12 protein-coding genes are annotated in these 16,565 nt (G+C 60.6%); 9 read left to right on the top strand and 3 right to left on the bottom strand.

Annotated features, from left to right (window positions below; translation table 11 throughout):
* Positions 1–36 precede the first annotated feature (36 nt).
* Complete coding sequence (locus CHH27_RS26510; RefSeq protein ID WP_094074264.1) at positions 37–924, bottom strand: LysR family transcriptional regulator; 888 nt, start codon at positions 922–924, stop codon at positions 37–39.
* Positions 925–1,106: 182 nt separating this feature from the next.
* Between CHH27_RS26510 and CHH27_RS26505 the strand changes: the two genes are divergently transcribed.
* The 7 genes from CHH27_RS26505 (at position 1,107) to CHH27_RS26475 (ending at position 8,945) form a co-directional block, all read left to right on the top strand.
* On the top strand, positions 1,107–2,720 hold the full coding sequence (locus CHH27_RS26505) for a GMC family oxidoreductase (RefSeq protein WP_094074263.1): 1,614 nt from the start codon (positions 1,107–1,109) through the stop codon (positions 2,718–2,720).
* Positions 2,720–4,207 carry an aldehyde dehydrogenase family protein gene (locus CHH27_RS26500; protein ID WP_094074262.1) on the top strand — a complete coding sequence of 496 codons (1,488 nt, stop codon included), beginning with the start codon at positions 2,720–2,722 and terminating at the stop codon, positions 4,205–4,207. Before CHH27_RS26505 ends, CHH27_RS26500 begins: the two co-directional genes overlap by 1 nt.
* A gap of 10 nt (positions 4,208–4,217) precedes the next feature.
* On the top strand, positions 4,218–5,429 hold the full coding sequence (locus CHH27_RS26495; RefSeq protein ID WP_094074261.1) for a mandelate racemase/muconate lactonizing enzyme family protein: 1,212 nt from the start codon (positions 4,218–4,220) through the stop codon (positions 5,427–5,429).
* Positions 5,430–5,615: 186 nt separating this feature from the next.
* Complete coding sequence (locus tag CHH27_RS26490) at positions 5,616–6,302, top strand: GntR family transcriptional regulator (RefSeq protein ID WP_208988390.1); 687 nt, start codon at positions 5,616–5,618, stop codon at positions 6,300–6,302.
* 7 nt (positions 6,303–6,309) lie between these two features.
* Positions 6,310–7,326 (top strand): ABC transporter substrate-binding protein, encoded by a 1,017-nt coding sequence (locus CHH27_RS26485; protein WP_371681866.1) that lies wholly within the window; start codon positions 6,310–6,312, stop codon positions 7,324–7,326.
* 55 nt (positions 7,327–7,381) lie between these two features.
* Complete coding sequence (locus tag CHH27_RS26480) at positions 7,382–8,149, top strand: ABC transporter ATP-binding protein (RefSeq protein ID WP_094074259.1); 768 nt, start codon at positions 7,382–7,384, stop codon at positions 8,147–8,149.
* Positions 8,142–8,945 (top strand): ABC transporter permease, encoded by an 804-nt coding sequence (locus tag CHH27_RS26475; protein ID WP_094074258.1) that lies wholly within the window; start codon positions 8,142–8,144, stop codon positions 8,943–8,945. Before CHH27_RS26480 ends, CHH27_RS26475 begins: the two co-directional genes overlap by 8 nt.
* Before the next feature lie 69 nt (positions 8,946–9,014).
* On the opposite strand, the gene CHH27_RS26470 is transcribed toward CHH27_RS26475, so the two are convergent.
* Positions 9,015–9,830: an ABC transporter substrate-binding protein gene (locus tag CHH27_RS26470; protein WP_157739113.1), complete on the bottom strand. Its 816-nt coding sequence runs from the start codon at positions 9,828–9,830 to the stop codon at positions 9,015–9,017.
* A gap of 297 nt (positions 9,831–10,127) precedes the next feature.
* Positions 10,128–12,287, bottom strand: a complete 2,160-nt coding sequence (locus tag CHH27_RS26465; RefSeq protein ID WP_094074256.1) for a malate synthase G — start codon at positions 12,285–12,287, stop codon at positions 10,128–10,130.
* Positions 12,288–12,518: 231 nt separating this feature from the next.
* On the opposite strand from CHH27_RS26465, the gene CHH27_RS26460 reads away from it, so the two are divergent.
* Both CHH27_RS26460 and CHH27_RS26455 read left to right on the top strand, forming a co-directional pair.
* Positions 12,519–13,433 (top strand): DMT family transporter, encoded by a 915-nt coding sequence (locus CHH27_RS26460; RefSeq protein WP_198338506.1) that lies wholly within the window; start codon positions 12,519–12,521, stop codon positions 13,431–13,433.
* 110 nt (positions 13,434–13,543) lie between these two features.
* Positions 13,544–16,375, top strand: coding sequence for a cation:proton antiporter (locus CHH27_RS26455; RefSeq protein ID WP_208988389.1), 2,832 nt, complete (start codon positions 13,544–13,546; stop codon positions 16,373–16,375).
* Positions 16,376–16,565: the final 190 nt, after the last annotated feature.

Here is a 16,565-nt window from a genome sequence, read left to right as displayed (position 1 = left end):
GCCATGTATCCGTCTCGATGGATCGGCAGCCCGGCGCTATCCGCCTCCCAGTTCCCGGATCATCCAGTTGCAGAACAGCTGGGCGTCGGGGCCGAGGGCCGGGCGAGGCCCGTTGGTGACGAGATAATAGCTGTGCCGGCTCTTGATCTGTTTGCCCGTTGACCTGATCAGCCGGCCGCTGTCGAGATAGGGCCGGGCGAGCGTTTCCAGCACCAGCGCATGCCCATGGCCAAGTGCTGCCAGTTCCAGAGCTGACAGGGTCTGGTCCACCTGCAGGCCGTTTCGCTTCGGCACGGCCTGGCCGAAATCGCGAAAAAAACTTTCCCAGGTGTCGATCACGCCCATGATGTCCAGCCGTGGCGCTTCGGCAAGTGCTGCGACATCCCGCGTGCCGGCCGGCAAGGCGAGGTCCGGATGACAGACCGGTATCACCGGATCGTTCAAGAGGAATTCAACGGCACCGTCCGTCCAGCTGCCGTCACCGAAGCGGATATCGATCTCAAACAGTTCCGGACTGAGGGTCTCCGCCCAGGAAGCCGAAATCATCTGCAGATCGACGCCCGGGTGCACCTTCTGAAACGCGCTGATCCGGGGGATCATCCAGAGCTGGCCGAAGCTGTTGAGGCAGCGAAAGCGGACCGGCTGGCGCGCACGTTCCCCGAACACGGAGACCGTCGCAATCGAGAGATCCGAGAAAGCCTTTTCGACCGTCGGCAGATAGGTCTGGCCCAGTCGGGTCAGCACAAGTTCCCGGTGTACCCTGTCAAACAGAGGATAGCCCAGCTGCTGTTCCAGCTGGCGCACCTGATAACTGACGGCTGCCGGCGTGATCAGCAGTTCTTCCGCCGCGCGGGTGAAATTGCCCAGCCGGGCGGACGCTTCAAAGGCACGAAGCCAGCCAAGCGGTGGCAGGTTATAGGCCATTCAGACCACCTTTTTTCCAGGAAAGACCAGCCAGTTCAGGCAAAGCGACATTCGAGTCTGCCCTTTGATGTCAGCACGTTCCTTCAAAATTTTTCAATGCTATACCAAATCATTTTTCGTTTCACCAATTTCGGCACCGCCTTCACACTCAAAGCGAACCTGCAATCTGACTGTGTTGCGACATGGACAAGGCCGATTTCATCATCGTGGGCGCCGGCTCGGCCGGCTGCATCCTGGCGGAGCGTTTGAGCGCCGACCCGCAGACACGTGTCCTCCTCCTGGAGGCGGGCGGATCCGACGCCTCGCCCTGGGTTTCTCTACCGCTCGGCTATGGCAAGCTGAATTCCGACCCGAAGCGCACCTGGCGTTTCATGACGGAGCCGGATGAAGGCCTTGGCGGGCGCCGTGTCTCCTGGCCGCGCGGACGTCTCCTGGGGGGATCCGGTTCCATCAACGCCATGGTCTATTGCCGCGGTCTGCCGGGAGACTTCGACGACTGGGCTGCCTCCGGTGCCGAAGGCTGGGACTGGCCCACTGTCAAACGGGCCTTCGAACGCCTGGAAACAAGGGTGTCGCCCGTCGGCGAAAAGCAGGGGAAAGGCCCCATTCACATCCAGAACGTGACGGACCAGGTGCACCCGGTGAACCGGCACTTTCGCGATGCCATACGCGAAGTCGGCTTGCCCTGGACCGATGACTTCAACGGCGAGCAGCCCGAAGGCGGTGGCATCTACCAGATCAACACGCAGAACGGCCGCCGCTGTTCCTCCGCGAAGGCGTTCCTGCACCCCGCGAAGACACGGCCAAATCTGGTCGTGCGCACCAGGGCTCAGGTTCGCCGGATCCTGTTTGAAGGCAAGACAGCCATAGGTGTCGAGCTTCTTGGTGGTGAAACGCTGATGGCAGGCCGCGAAGTGATCCTGTCGGCCGGCGCGATCGGCTCACCGCAACTGCTGCAAGTGTCCGGGATCGGTCCGGGACATCTTCTTTCCGATCTGGGCATTCCGGTTCTCCTTGAGAATGACAATGTCGGCGGTCATCTCCAGGATCACCTGGCCGCGAAATTCACTTTCAGGGCGAACGAACCGACACTGAATGCCGTATTGCGGCCTCTGGTGGGCAGGGCGTTGGCGGCCGCACAATATGCGCTGACGCGAAAAGGACCGCTGTCGCTTTCGGTCAATCAATGCGGCGGCTTTCTGCGCTCGAATGGCAAGCTGAGCCGGCCGGACCAGCAGCTCTATTTCAATCCGATCAGCTACCGGCTCCTGCCAAGGGGGAACTCGAACCAGCTGACCATCGACCCGTTCAACGGCTTCATCATCTGCGCCCAGCCGGCACGCCCGACCAGCCGCGGACGCGTCGACATCGTCAGTGCTGATCCGGCAGCAGCGCCCAGGATCCAGCCGAATTCCCTCGCAACCGAGGAGGACCGCGCGACCGTGATTGCCGGTGGGCGTCTCTGTCAGCGGCTGATGGCGAGCAGGGCCCTCAGTGCGCTGGTCGAGCAATCGGAAGCGCCTCATCTGCCGCAGCTTGACGACGAGGCCCTGCTGGCGGATTTCCGAACCCGTGCCTCAACGGTGTTTCACCCGGTCTCGACCTGCCGCATGGGCGAAAACCGGAACAGCACGGTGGTCAACAGCCGCCTCAAGGTCCATGGTGTCGACCGGCTGCGCGTGGTTGATGCCTCCGCCTTTCCCAATATCACGTCGGGCAACACAAATGCCCCGACCATGATGCTGGCCCTCAAGGGGGCCGACCTCATTCTAGAAGATCAGCAACGGGTTCACTGATGACAGTCCAGGACATCGCACAAACGTATCTTTCCACCGGCAAGCTGGACGCCCTGCCCGATGGCCATTTCATTGGCGGCAAGGCAACCGCAGCCTCCAATAGCAAGATGGAAAGTTTCGATCCCGGCCGTGCCGAGGCCTTCGCCGAATTTTCTCTTGGCGACGACTCGGACATGGACCGGGCCATCGATGCGGCGGAAAAGGCCGCCAGTCACTGGCGCCAGGTGACGCCCGGCGAGCGCTGCCGGATCCTCAACAATGTCGCCCGGCTCTTCAGGGAAAATGCCGACCGCCTCTCGGTGATCGAAGTAATCGACAGCGGCAAGACCCTGGCCGAAGCCCAGGGCGACGTGCAGTCTTCGGCGCGCTTGTTCGAATACTATGCCGGTGCTGCCGACAAGCTGGACGGCCGGTCCGTCAATCTCGGTCCCACCTATACCGCCTTCACGATGCGCGAACCGGTCGGCGTTACGGGACACATCATTCCCTGGAACTATCCCACCTCGACCTTCGCGCGCGGTGTTGCCCCTGCGCTTGCCGCCGGCTGCTCGGTGGTTGCCAAGCCGGCCGAGACGACCCCTTTCACCGCTCTTGTCATGGCGGAACTGCTTGCCGAAGCCGGCGTACCGGACGGGCTGGTCAACGTGGTAACGGGGCTCGGATCGGATGTCGGCGCCAAGATGGCGCGCGATCCACGCATCAAGCAGCTGACCTTCACCGGTTCGGTCACCACCGGTATCAATGTTGCCCAGATGGCGGCTCCCAATGTCACGCGGCTGACGCTGGAACTCGGTGGCAAGTCGCCGCTGATTGCCTTTGCAGATGCCGATCCGGAAAAAGTGGCCGATGGCGCATATTGGGCAATCTTCTCCAATTCCGGGCAGATCTGCTCGGCCGGCTCCCGCCTCATCCTGCACAAGTCCCTGCGTGACGACGTGCTGGCGATCCTGGCCGAACGGGCCAAGAAAATCAGAACCGGCCACGGCCTGAGCGCCCCGGACATGGGCGCGATCAATTCAGAGCTGCATCTGTCTCGCATCAAGGCCCATGTCGATGCCGCCAAGGCCCGCGGCGCCAATATCCTGACCGGTGGGGATGTCACGGGTGACGCCGACACCGGCAAAGGCTGGTTCTTCCAGCCGACTATCATCGCCGACCTCGCCCCGAACGATCCGGCTGTCCAGGAAGAGATTTTCGGGCCGGTGCTATCCGTTCAGACTTTCGAGACCGAAGAAGAAGCGATCCGCCTTGCCAACGGCACGGAGTTCGGGCTGATTGCCAGCGTCTATACCAATGATGTCGGCCGTGCCATGCGGATTGCCGGTGCCATGGATTGCGGTCAGGTGTCGATCAACGACTATTGGGCCGGCGGACTTGAACTGCCCTTCGGCGGCAACAAGAAATCCGGTTATGGCCGCGAAAAGGGCTGGGAAGGGCTCGACGCCTATACCAAGGTGAAATCGATCACGATCAGCAACGCCAGCTAACGGGATTTCCATGAAACTCGACCATATCGAGACCTTCGTCGTCGGCAACCCGCCTCCCCGGCATGGCGGCCGCTATTTCATCTTTGTCAAGCTGGTCACCACCTGTGGCATAAAAGGTTACGGCGAAATCTACAATGCCACGTTCGGTCCGCATCTGGTCGCCGAGATGGCAAAGGACGTGTTTCACCGCCAGTTTGCCGGTGAAGACCCGCATCACATCGAGAAGCTCTGGCACAAGAGCTATGGCGCCGGATACACTCAGCGCCCGGATGTCTCTGTCATGGGAGTGCTGTCAGGCCTGGAAATGGCCTGCTGGGACATTATCGGCAAGGCCGCCGGCAAACCGGCATACGAACTTCTGGGTGGCAAGGTGCATGAGCGACTGCGGTCCTACACCTATCTCTATCCGGCTGATGGCGATGTTTACCCGGACCCGGACATACCCAATGTCTATAACGACGCGGGAATGGCAGCCGAAGCAGCCGCAAAGGCTGTGAAGCAGGGGTTCACCGCCGTCAAATTCGATCCGGCCGGGACTTACACGATCTATGATGGCCACCAGCCGAGCCTGGAAGACCTGGAGCGCTCGGAGGCCTTCTGCCGTGAAATCCGGAACGCCGTCGGCACCAAGGCGGACCTGCTGTTCGGCACCCATGGCCAGTTCACCGTTTCAGGTGCCAGGCGCCTCGCCCGCCGGCTGGAAGCTTATGACCCGCTCTGGTTCGAGGAACCCATCCCGCCGGAAAAACCGGAGGACATGGCAGACGTTGCGCGCTTTACGTCCATTCCGGTCGCGACCGGAGAACGGCTCTGCACCAAGTACGAGTTTGCGCGCGTGCTGGAGACCGGGGCTGCAAGCATCTTGCAGATGAACCTCGGCCGGGTCGGCGGTCTTCTGGAGGCCAAGAAGATCGCCGCCATGGCCGAGTGCCATTCGGCCCAGGTCGCCCCGCATCTTTACTGCGGGCCCTTGGTTGCGCTGGCCAACATCCAGCTGGCCACCTGCAGCCCGAATTTCCTGGTTCTGGAATCGATCCGCACTTTTGACGGGTTTTATGCCGACCTGCTGACAACACCGATCCGCTGGGAAGACGGCTATGTCATCCCGTCCAGCGAACCGGGCCTGGGCCACGAGCTCAACGAAGAGGTCGCCAGAGCGCATCCTTACGAAGGCAACGAGCTCCATCTCGGATTTCAGGAGACACCGGCGTTGCCGCTTTGACGGCAATGACCAGGTCGAAATCTTTCGGGCCCACCGAAGTCCGGTGAAGTCTCGCTACCTCCGAAGACTGCGAGGCTCGATGCGTGTGACCGCTGTGCTGCTCGACGGCCCCAAGGGCGTGTTCACTTGATTAGAGATTGACAGAATTATGTATTAATACGAAAAATATCCAACTTTTTTGGATAGATGGACGCAATGCTGTTCTCGGGTAAATCGTCTGAAGACAACACGATCGTGGAACTGCTTGCCTCCGCCCTGCGCAAGGACATTGCGTTCGGAAAGCTGCTGCCCGACCAGAAGCTGAAAATCAATGAACTTCGCACGCGCTATGGCGGCTCGAACCATTCCATGCGCGAGACCTTGCGGATCCTGTCCTCCGAGGGCCTTGTCGAAGCCACTGCACAGCGCGGCTTCCGTGTGACGTCGGCCACGGAAGATGACCTGCGCGACATTCAACTGGTGCGCCTGCAGATCGAAACGGTTGCGCTTTCGCGCGCGATCGCAATCGGAGATGTTGCTTGGGAAGGCCGCGTGATTGCGGCCCATCACGCCTTGCAAAAGGCGGAACAGCAGGTGACGGAAAATCCGGACGACCTGACAGCGCTGGAATGGGACAAGGCCTGTGGCGCCTTTGCCGCTGTCCTGATCGAAGCCTGCGCAAGCCCGCGGCTGATCGATCTGCAGCGCAAGTTCTTTGATCAGAGCCGCCGGTTCCGACTGGCGCAGTTGCGCGAGGGCAAACTGGACTGGGCGTCTCGTCGGACCCGCCAGAAGGCCCTGCTCGACGCGGTGCTGAGGAAAGACGCGGACATGGCGCTCAGCTTGCTGCAGGACGACATCAAGGCAGACCTGAAAACGACGGAAAAATCATAGGGAGGAAATCATGACTGAACTCAACCGCCGTAAGGCGCTTGCCCTGATGGGTGGAACGCTGGCTGCAACAGGCCTTGCCACGCCTGCACTTGCTCAGAACAAGAAGATCAAGGTCGGGGCTCTGCGATTTACGTCCCATGCCGGCAACTTCGTCGCCTTCGAACGCGGCTATTTCGACGAGGCCGGTCTCGACGTCGAATTCGAGTTTTTCCAGGCAGCACAGCCCATGGCCGTCGCGATTGCCTCGGGCGATGTCGACTTTGCGTTGACCGCGGTCTCCGGTGGCCTGATCAGCCTGGCGCAGAAAGGGGCGATCAAGGTGATCGGCGGCGGTCTGAGCGAAGAAGCAGGCATCGACGGCCAGAAGTTCCTGGCCTCAGATGCTGCCTTCCAGGCCGGTGTGAAAACACCGAAGGACCTGAACGGCAAGAAATTCGCGGTCACCCAGGCCGGTTCGTCCTTCCATTACATGGGTTCGAAGATGGCGGCTGCCGAAGGCATCGACATGTCCTTCACACCGCTGCAGAAGGTGGGCGCCATCATCGGCGCCATGAAGTCCGGTCAGGTCGACGGCTGGTCCATCGTGCCGCATATCGCCAAGCCGCTCGCCGGCTCCGGTGCCGTGCACATCATCGGCAATGTCTCCGACTACCTGCCGAACTACCAGGTGACCACGGTCTTTACCTCAGCCGAGAATGCCGCGAATGAACGCGACCTGACCGAGCGCTACCTGTCAGCCTATTCCAGGGGTGTTGACGACTACACCGCCGCGATGATCGACAAGACGGCGGACCAGGACGCGATGGTCGACCTGATCCACAAATATGTCTACACGGATCGCCCGCGGGAAAAGGCGGCACCTTCGATCATCAATGGCACCATGCGGCTCAACAAGGACGCGGCGCTCAACATCGCCTCGATCAAGGATCAGCTCGCCTGGTTCCAGTCCGAGGGGCTGGTCGATGCGGATATCACGATCGACCAGGTCGTCGACGGATCCTACGTGGACATGATCGAAGGCTGACACTTTCGGAGCAGGACCGGAGGCACTCGGTCCCGCTCCTTGCTGCGAGACCCCCATGGACATTCGACTGGATGGCATCAGCCATTCCTATGATTCCTTTGACGTCCTGCGTGACATCTCACTGGACATCCCCAGCGGGCAGATCGCCTGCATCGTGGGCCCGTCGGGCTGTGGCAAGTCCACGCTGTTGCGCTTCATCGGCGGGCTGGAACGGCCCATGTCCGGGCAGGTCCTGCAACTCGGCGACCCGCCGGAAGGCTGCCTGAACCCGTTGACCTATATCTTTCAGGACTTTGCCTTGCTGCCCTGGAGAACCGTCTCCGGCAACATTTCGCTGGTGCTTGAGGATCATGGCATCAAGGGAGACAGGGCGCGAAACATCATTGAAGATGTGCTGGCGCGCACAAAACTGACTGATTTTGCCAAGGCCCTGCCGAAACAGCTCTCCGGCGGCATGAAGCAGCGGGTGGCCATAGCCCGGGCACTGGCGGTCAATCCGGCTGTGCTGCTCATGGACGAGCCCTTGTCCGCACTCGACAGCCAGACCCGCGAACTTTTGATGGATGATCTCGTGGATCTGTGGACCCGTCAGCCGTTCACGGCGGTTTATGTCACCCACAACCTGGCGGAAGCGGTTCGGCTTGGGCATCAGGTGGTCGTCCTGTCGCGCCGTCCGGGTCAGATCCGCGAGATCGTGACCATCGACAAGCCCCTTGCCGGTCGCGAGTTCGGCGATGCCGATCTGGAGACAGCGCAGAAGCATCTCTGGCAGCTGATGCGCGATGAAGCCCGTGCGGCCGATGCGGAGTTGATCCATGTCTGATGACACCGTCACTCGAAACGCCGTCGCTTTTCGCGGTGGCGGTTTCGCACCGAAACCGCATCGCTGGGTGGGGTTCGCCGTCTTTGTCGGCCTGATCCTGATCACGGAATGGGGAACACGCGCAGGCTGGATTTCGGCGCTCACGTTGCCGAGACCCTCAGACGTGCTGGAAACGTTGGTGGAGCTCTACGAAAGCGGACTTCTGTTCAAACATCTGGGTCCCTCGCTGTCGCGACTGATCGTCGGCGCGGCGATCGGTGTCAGCATCGGCATCAGCGTCGGGGTGCTGATCGGCCTGTTCTCCTATATCCGGTCAGGCATGGTGCCTCTGGTCGCGGCGATCTTCCCGATCCCCAAGATCGCGCTGCTGCCGCTCTTCGTCATCTGGTTCGGGATCGGCGAAGGTTCGAAATACGCGTTGATCGCCTTCGGCACTTTTACGCCCACGGTCGTGGCGACCTATGGCGCGGTCGACAATGTTGACCGGACCCTCATTCGTATGGGCCAAAGCTTCGGCCTGTCCTGGTGGTCCATCGTGCGCAAGATCGTGCTGCCCGGTGCCATGCCCGGTATCCTGTCCGGCCTGCGTATCAGCCTTGCCATCGCGATCATTCTCTTGGTGGCCGCCGAAATGCTGGGAGCCGAATACGGGATCGGCGCCTATATCCTGGAGGCCGGGTCTCTCTATGACCTGGAGCGCCTGTTCGCAGGTGTCGTGATCCTGTCCCTGCTGGGGGTTCTTGTGAGCGCGCTGATCGGTGTGGTTGAACGGCGGTTGCTTGGCTGGCGCACCTGAGACAGACACCTGGGCCGTCGGTTAACCGGCCTGCGGGCGCATGTCACCTGCCCTCAACCGGTTCAGCCCTCAATTCTGACGGCGGGTGTTTTCCGCGCCAGCCTGCTGCCGGCGATTGAAAGTGACCCACCTGTCGATGTTCACCTCGAGCAGTCTTTCTGCGGTTCCATCACCAAACAGTTCAAGATAGCGCCGATTGAGATATTCCAGATGGACGGCGCAGCTCGAGCCAAGAGAGAAGCCGCTATGGATGAACCCGCCGATAATATCCCTTTCCAGCGGAACGATTTTTTCCCCGCCCTCGATGATGCCGAAGTGTGCCTGTCCGACATACCGGCCGTGAATGATGTAATCGAGCCGGCCGAGCATCAACCGGTTCACATTGTCTTCAAGCGAGTCGTTGTCCGGTAGTTTCAAGATTTCAAGCACATAACTGTCGAGGGGCTGTCCGTAGCGGTCTCCTGCATTCTTGCTTCCCTTGAGCGCTTTCAAATCGCTCCAGCGTTCCAGATCGAAGGAATTCTCAGCAAGCGTGAAAGCCGTAAAGGGATTGGGAAAGGCGGGGTAGTCCGTGAAACGAAGAAAGGCCTCGCGCTCGGACGTGCGTTTCAGCGACATGACGAAGTCGATCATGTTGCTCTCGGCCGTCGCCAGAACCCGTTTCCAGGGACCGGAATAAACGGCTGCGAATTCGACGCCTATTTCCCGAAACACCAACCTGTTGAGGTCGACGCTCGCACCGACAATTTCATTGCCCTCACGCCAATGATAGGGGGGATAGTTCGGGTGAGCGGAGGCAATGATCTTCTTGCATTCGTTCGCGCTCGCCTGGCTGTTGAAACTTGCAAGACAAAGCACGAGAGCGGCGAGTAAAAATCGCTTCATCGGATCACAGCTCCCCCTCGCAGTTTGCCAAAACAACAAAACCAGAAGTGGTACGTTATCGCAAACCAAACCTAACCCAACGTAAATTTGGTCAGGTAAACAGCTGCACTTTGCAGTTAATCCCAAGTACAGTCTTCTCCAAGGCGGAAAGACCGGGCCGACCATACAGCTTGCCTCTGCCGTCCGACCATGTCGGATAACGCAGATTGCGATTATTTCAATGGACACCGAAACCAAAAAGAGGCGGCCCATGCGGACCGCCTCGAGGATGTCTCGTTCAAGTTCGAATACCGGCCGTCAGGCAACCTTCGCCTTGAACTCGATCCGGCGGCGATGCAGCACCGGCTCGGTGTAGCCATTCGGCTGACTTGTCCCTTCAAGCACCAGCTCGCAAGCGGCCTGGAAGGCGACGGAACCGTCAAAGTCATCCGCCATCGGCCGGTAGAGCGGGTCGCCCGCGTTCTGTCCGTCAACGACGGCAGCCATGCGCTTCAGGGTCTCCAGGACCTGGTCCTTGGAGACGACGCCGTGATGCAGCCAGTTGGCGATGTGTTGGGAGGAAATGCGCAAAGTGGCCCGGTCTTCCATCAGGCCGACATCGTTGATGTCCGGCACCTTGGAGCAACCAACACCCTGCTCCACCCAGCGCACGACATAGCCCAGAATGCCCTGGGCATTGTTGTCGAGTTCGGCCTGGATGTCTTCCGGTGCCCAGTTCGGGCGCTCGGCGACCGGGATCGACAGGATGTCCTCCAGCTTGGCAGCGTCGCGGGACTTCAGCTCTCCCTGGTGATCGGCGACACGGACCTTGTAATAATGCAGCGCGTGCAGGGTTGCTGCCGTCGGCGACGGCACCCAGGCGGTGTTGGCGCCTGACATCGGATGGCCGATCTTCTGCTCCAGCATCGCCTGCATCAGGTCCGGCATGGCCCACATGCCCTTGCCGATCTGGGCATGGCCCGGCAGGCCGCAGGCAAGACCGACATCGACATTGTTGTTCTCATAAGCCCCGATCCATGTGGCGGCCTTCATGTCGCCCTTGCGGATCATCGGACCGGCTTCCATGGAGGTATGCATCTCGTCGCCGGTGCGATCGAGGAAGCCGGTGTTGATGAAGAAAACCCGGTCCCTGGCCTGACGGATGCACTCTTTCAGGTTCACCGTCGTCCGGCGTTCCTCGTCCATGATGCCCATCTTGAGCGTGTTGCGGGCCATGCCGAGCGCATCTTCGACCCGGTTGAAGATCTCGCAGGCAAAGGCAACCTCTTCCGGACCATGCATCTTCGGCTTGACGATATAGACCGAGCCGGCACGGCTGTTCAGCTCGCGGCCATTCGGGCCGACGTCGTGCAGAGCGATCATGCCCGTGATCATGCCGTCGAGCAGACCTTCCGGCACCTCGTTGCCGTCCCTGTCGAGCACCGCGTCGATGGTCATCAGGTGGCCGACATTGCGCACCAGGAGCAGCGAGCGGCCATGCAGCGACAGGGCGCTGCCGTCGGGGGCCGTGTAGTTGCGGTCGCCATTCATGCGGCGGGTGATGGTCTTGCCACCCTTTTCGAAGGTTTCTTCTAGGTCGCCCTTCATCAGGCCGAGCCAGTTTGTGTAGACGACCACCTTGTCTTCCGCATCGACGGCGGCGACGCTGTCCTCACAGTCCATGATCGTCGACATGGCCGATTCAAGGATCACGTCGGCGATATGCGCCTTGTCGGTCTTGCCGATCGGGTGCTGGCTGTCGATGTCGATTTCCAGATGCAGACCGTTCTTTGCCAGAAGCACCTTGTAGGGGGCGGCAGCGTCTCCGGAATAGCCGCTGAATTGCGCCGGATCGGCCAGCCCTGTGGAGCCTGCTTCAGTGGCGACCACCAGCTTCTCATTCTCGATGGAAAAGCCGGTGGCTTCCGACCAGCTGCCCGAGCCAAGCGGTGCGGCTTCGTCGAGGATCTTGCGGGCATAGGCGATGACTTCAGCGCCGCGCGCCGGATCGAACCCCTTGCCAGACGGTTTCGATCCCATGGCATCGGTACCGTAAAGGGCATCGTAAAGGGAGCCCCAACGGGCGTTTGCGGCGTTAAGGGCATAGCGTGCATTCATGACCGGAACGACGAGCTGCGGACCGGCAACGCTGCCGATTTCCGGATCGATATTGGCGGTGCCGACCTCAAAGGCCTCCCCTTCCGGAACGAGATAACCGATCTCCTTCAGGAAGGACTTGTAACCGGCCATGTCCGGCGTGCCTGGATTGGCCTTGTGCCAGGCGTCGATCTGTTCCTGCAGCTGATCCCGTTTCGCCAGAAGTGCGCGGTTCTTCGGCGCCAGGTCATGAACGAGATCAGAGAGGCTTTTCCAGAAATGGTCCTGATCGACACCTGTTTCCGGCAATGCCTTTTCGTTCACAAAGTCATAGAGGTCGCTGGCAACTTTCAATCCGTGCACATCGATCCGGCCTGTCATGGGGCAGCTCCTTTGAAAATCTCTTTTAATGGCTGTTTGCAGGTGTTTTGGGGTGAAAGACGGCACGCGTCAATTGCCGGATGCCTCCCATGACTTTTTCCATTTTGGAAAAGATCCAGGTCATTATCTCCAACAGTATAAGACGGTATACAAAATAAAAGGCCTTTCGGCCCTGCACCTGATCCGCTACCGATGGCGTTTCCGTTTTCTCTCATGACCCCACAGGACACCATGATTGCGCTGGTGAAACGACTTGGCGACCTGACCTATGGCAATGCGCTGTTAATGCTGGCGCTCACCACCCTTTTCTGGGGCGGCAACACGGTGGCCGGCCGTCTCGCTGTGGGCGAAGTCTCGCCGATGGTGGTCGTGTTTTTGCGCTGGGTGATCGTGGCCGCGATCATGCTGCCGATGCAATGGGCCAGTATTCGCCGCGAATGGCCGCTGATGAGGCCCTATTTTCCGCGCATGCTGCTGATGGCGATCTTCGGTTTTGTCGGCTTCAACTCGCTTTTCTACATCGCGGCGACCGAAACGACCGCGGTCAATCTCGGCATCATCCAGGGCTCCATGCCGATCCTGGTTCTGATCGGCTCCGTCATCGCCTTCGGCACCAAGGTGCGGTTGTTGCAGGTGCTCGGCATTCTGCTGACGCTTGCCGGCGTGACGCTGATTGCCGCCCAGGGCAAGCTGGAGGTGCTGCTGGCGCTCGCGGTCAATCCCGGCGACGGCGTGATGCTTATCGCCTGTGTGCTTTATTCCGGTTACACGCTCGCGCTCCGAAACCGTCCGCAAGTCTCGCCGCTGACGTTCTTCGCGGTGCTTGCCGGCATTTCCGCCATCACGTCAGTACCGGGCCTGTTTTACGAAATGGCGGCCGACAGCGCCATCTGGCCAAGCCTGCAAGGCTGGCTGGTGGTGCTTTACATCGCCCTCTTTCCGTCTTTTCTGGCCCAGATCTTCTTCATGCGCGGTGTGGAGTTGATCGGCCCGGCCCGGGCGGGTGTGTTCATCAATCTCGTGCCGATCTTCGCCGCGATCCTGGCAGTGTCGATCCTCGGAGAAGAGTTCAAGTGGCACCACGGCACCGCCCTTGCGCTGGTGCTTGGCGGCATCTGGCTCTCCGAGCGCAAAGCGAAGGAATAGCCGGAAACCATCCTGCGGCAACATGTCCTTGACCTTTTGCTGTCAGAACGAAGACCCACCAATTTGAAATTGCCGCAATCGCAGTGCACCATGGCGCGATGGAAACACCTTTGATAACAGGCGCTTTTGCGCTGCTGCTGATCACGATTTCGCTGCTGCAGCCCCTTGCCAGACGGCTGGGGCTTGCGCCGAGCGTGCTGTTGGCAACCGTTGGCACGCTGATCGGCATTCTGGCGATCTATCTGCGCTATTCGGCGGAGACCGACGCGTTCAATTCCATTGCCGACGTCTTCATCAATCCACCGCTCGACTCGGAGATGATCCTTTACATCTTCCTGCCGATCCTGCTGTTCCAGACCGCCCTGACGCTGGATGTACGCCGGATCATGGAGGATATTGCACCCATTCTGGTCATGGCCGTGGTGGCCGTTTTCGTGGCCACTGCCTTTATCGGTTTCGGGCTTTACCCGCTTGCCCTGCTGTTTTCGCTGCACGACATCGGCCTGATCGCCTGCCTGTTGCTCGGGGCGATCGTGGCAACGACAGACCCGGTCGCTGTTGTTGCCATCTTCCGGGACATCGGCGCGCCGGCCCGGCTTGCCCGGATCGTGGAAGGTGAAAGCCTTCTGAACGACGCTGCCGCGATCGTGATTTTCGTCATCCTGCTGCACATGCTGACAGGTCAGAGCACCTTGCAGGTGGACGAGGCGTTGATTGCCTTTTGCCGGTCCTTTGCGGGCGGCATCCTGGTCGGGGCCGTGCTCGGCAGGGTGACCGTCAGCCTGCTGCCGCTGATGCGCGATCTGCCACTCGCCCAGGTCACGCTCAGCCTGGCGCTGCCCTACGGCACCTATGTGCTCAGCGACCAGTTTGTGGACGTTTCCGCCGTCGTTGCGGTTGTCTGCGCCGGCACCGTTTTCAATTTCTACGGACTGGCAAGGATCCAGCCCTCCGCCTGGCAGTTTCTGCACGCGGTCTGGGAGCAGATTTCCTTCTGGGCCGCCTCGCTGATCTTCCTTCTGTCCGCCATCCTGATCCCGCGTTTTGTCGAAGGATTCTCTCCGGTCGATATTCTCCTGCTCCTGGTCGTGATCATCGCTGCGCTCGCAGCACGCGCCGTCGTGATCTTCGGCCTGTTGCCGGTCCTGAGCGTTTTAAAGGTGGGGCAGTCGGTCAATTCCAAATACAAGACGGTGATGCTGTGGGGCGGAATGCGCGGCGCCGTGACGCTGACGCTTGCCCTCTCCGTTTCAGAACATGCCCTGCTGTCGTCGGAAGTCTCCGGCTTTGTCACCAAGCTTTCCACCGGCTTTGTGCTCTTCACCCTGCTGGTCTACGGAACCAGCCTGAAACCGCTGATCCGGCTGCTCAAGCTCGACCAGCTGAATGCAAGAGACGAGGCACTCAGGACGCAATACCTGTCGCTGTCCCTGACGGACATCCGGCACGAGCTGGAATCCGCCGCCAGCAGCTATCATATTGGCCCCGATGTTTCGGGACCTGTTCTCAAGGATTACGAAGACCGGGCAGCAGCCGCAGCCCAGACCAACAAGCTGGATGAACTGACGGACTGGGACCGTGTGCGCATCGGCCTGATTGCGCTGGCCGACCGGGAACAGCAACTGGTTCTGGAGCATTTTCACGAAAAGACAATTTCCGGACGCTCCGTCTCCCGGTTCCTCACGCTGACAGGGCGGTCAGGAGATCTGGCGCGCAGCGACGGCCGGTCTGGCTATAAGAGGGCCACCCGCCAACCGCTCAAATTCGGCTTCGGCTTCCGCCTGGCCCAGTCGCTGCAACGTCGCCTACGGATTGCACGGCCATTGGCCATCCAGCTGGCCGACCGGTTCGAATTCCTGCTGGTCTACCGCATTCTCGCCGACGAGCTGATCGTCTTCAACAACCGGCGGATCAGGCCGCTGCTCGGCGACCGCGTTGCCGACATTCTGCAGGACACACTGACCCTGCGCCAGGACGAGACCCTGGCCGCAATCGATGCTCTGCGCCTGCAATATCCTGATTACGCGGATGCCCTGGAGGGCCAGTTCCTGCGTAAGGCAGGGGTGCGGCTTGAAGAGACCGCCTATGACGAGGCCAAGGCGCAGATGCTGATCGGCACCGAGCTGCATCGCGATCTCTTGCGCGATGTCGAGCGCACCCGCCGCGAGTGTCATACCCGGCCGAAACTGGATCTCGGTCTCAAGACGCGGGAGCTGGTCAGCGCTCATCCGCTTTTTGCCGACCTGCCGCGCAAGCAGCAAAAGGCGATCCGCCGCATGATGCGACCGCAATTCGCAACCCCCGGCGAGAAGCTGATCCGCAAGGGCGACCGGGGCGATGCAGCCTATTTCATTGCCTCCGGCGCGGTTGAAGTGCAGGCACCGACCCACAATGTCCGGCTCGGTCGCGGCGACGTGTTCGGCGAAATTGCCCTGATGACCGGCGGCCGGCGCAGTGCCGACGTGGTGGCGCTCGGCTATTGCCAGTTGCTCAGTCTGAAGGCCCAGGATTTCAAGGCACTGATGGCCGAGCACCAGGACCTGCGGGACCATGTCGTGTCGCTGGCACAGAAGCGGCAACTGATGAATACCGACGACGACCCGGAAGACATCGAGGATCCCGTGGTCCCGGTGTTTTCCGAGGTTCAGGCTGACGTTCGAACGGCAGCTGCCTCTGAAGCAGACGCCGTGCAGCCGGACGTCAATGCCCACACTCCGGAAGACGAGGCAGGCACGCCATTGGAAGAGGCCTCCTCCGAGACCGGTCAGCAGGCCGAGGCAGGCCAGGCGACGGAGGATGCGAAAGCGGATACTGGCGCGCCGCAGTCATCGGACGCAGCAGCACCAGCCAGTTCCTCCCCTGTTTCCAGTGATGATAACACCCCGGAAGGTGGTTCCGAACTGCCGGATGGCGTCATGCCAAAGGAACCTGAGAAAGTCTGAGACGCACGAGAGGCGTCGCGGCGGGCAAGAGCCACCGAGTGGCCATGCCCGCAGCTCTTCAGCTTGTTATCCTAGCCAGGCACAGAGCGGTGCCGCGTCCCGGCCTCTCGGGAATTTGCCCTGGCAATAGATGACGCGTCCAGGGCCCCTGTTTTCGCGGAAACGACACAAGGAATCCGCCGCCGGGAAA

Source organism: Labrenzia sp. VG12 (genome assembly GCF_002237595.1).
Lineage (GTDB): Bacteria > Pseudomonadota > Alphaproteobacteria > Rhizobiales > Stappiaceae > Roseibium.
The sequence above is the reverse complement of the archived record's forward strand: the minus strand, read 5'-3'. Positions and strand labels throughout refer to the sequence as shown.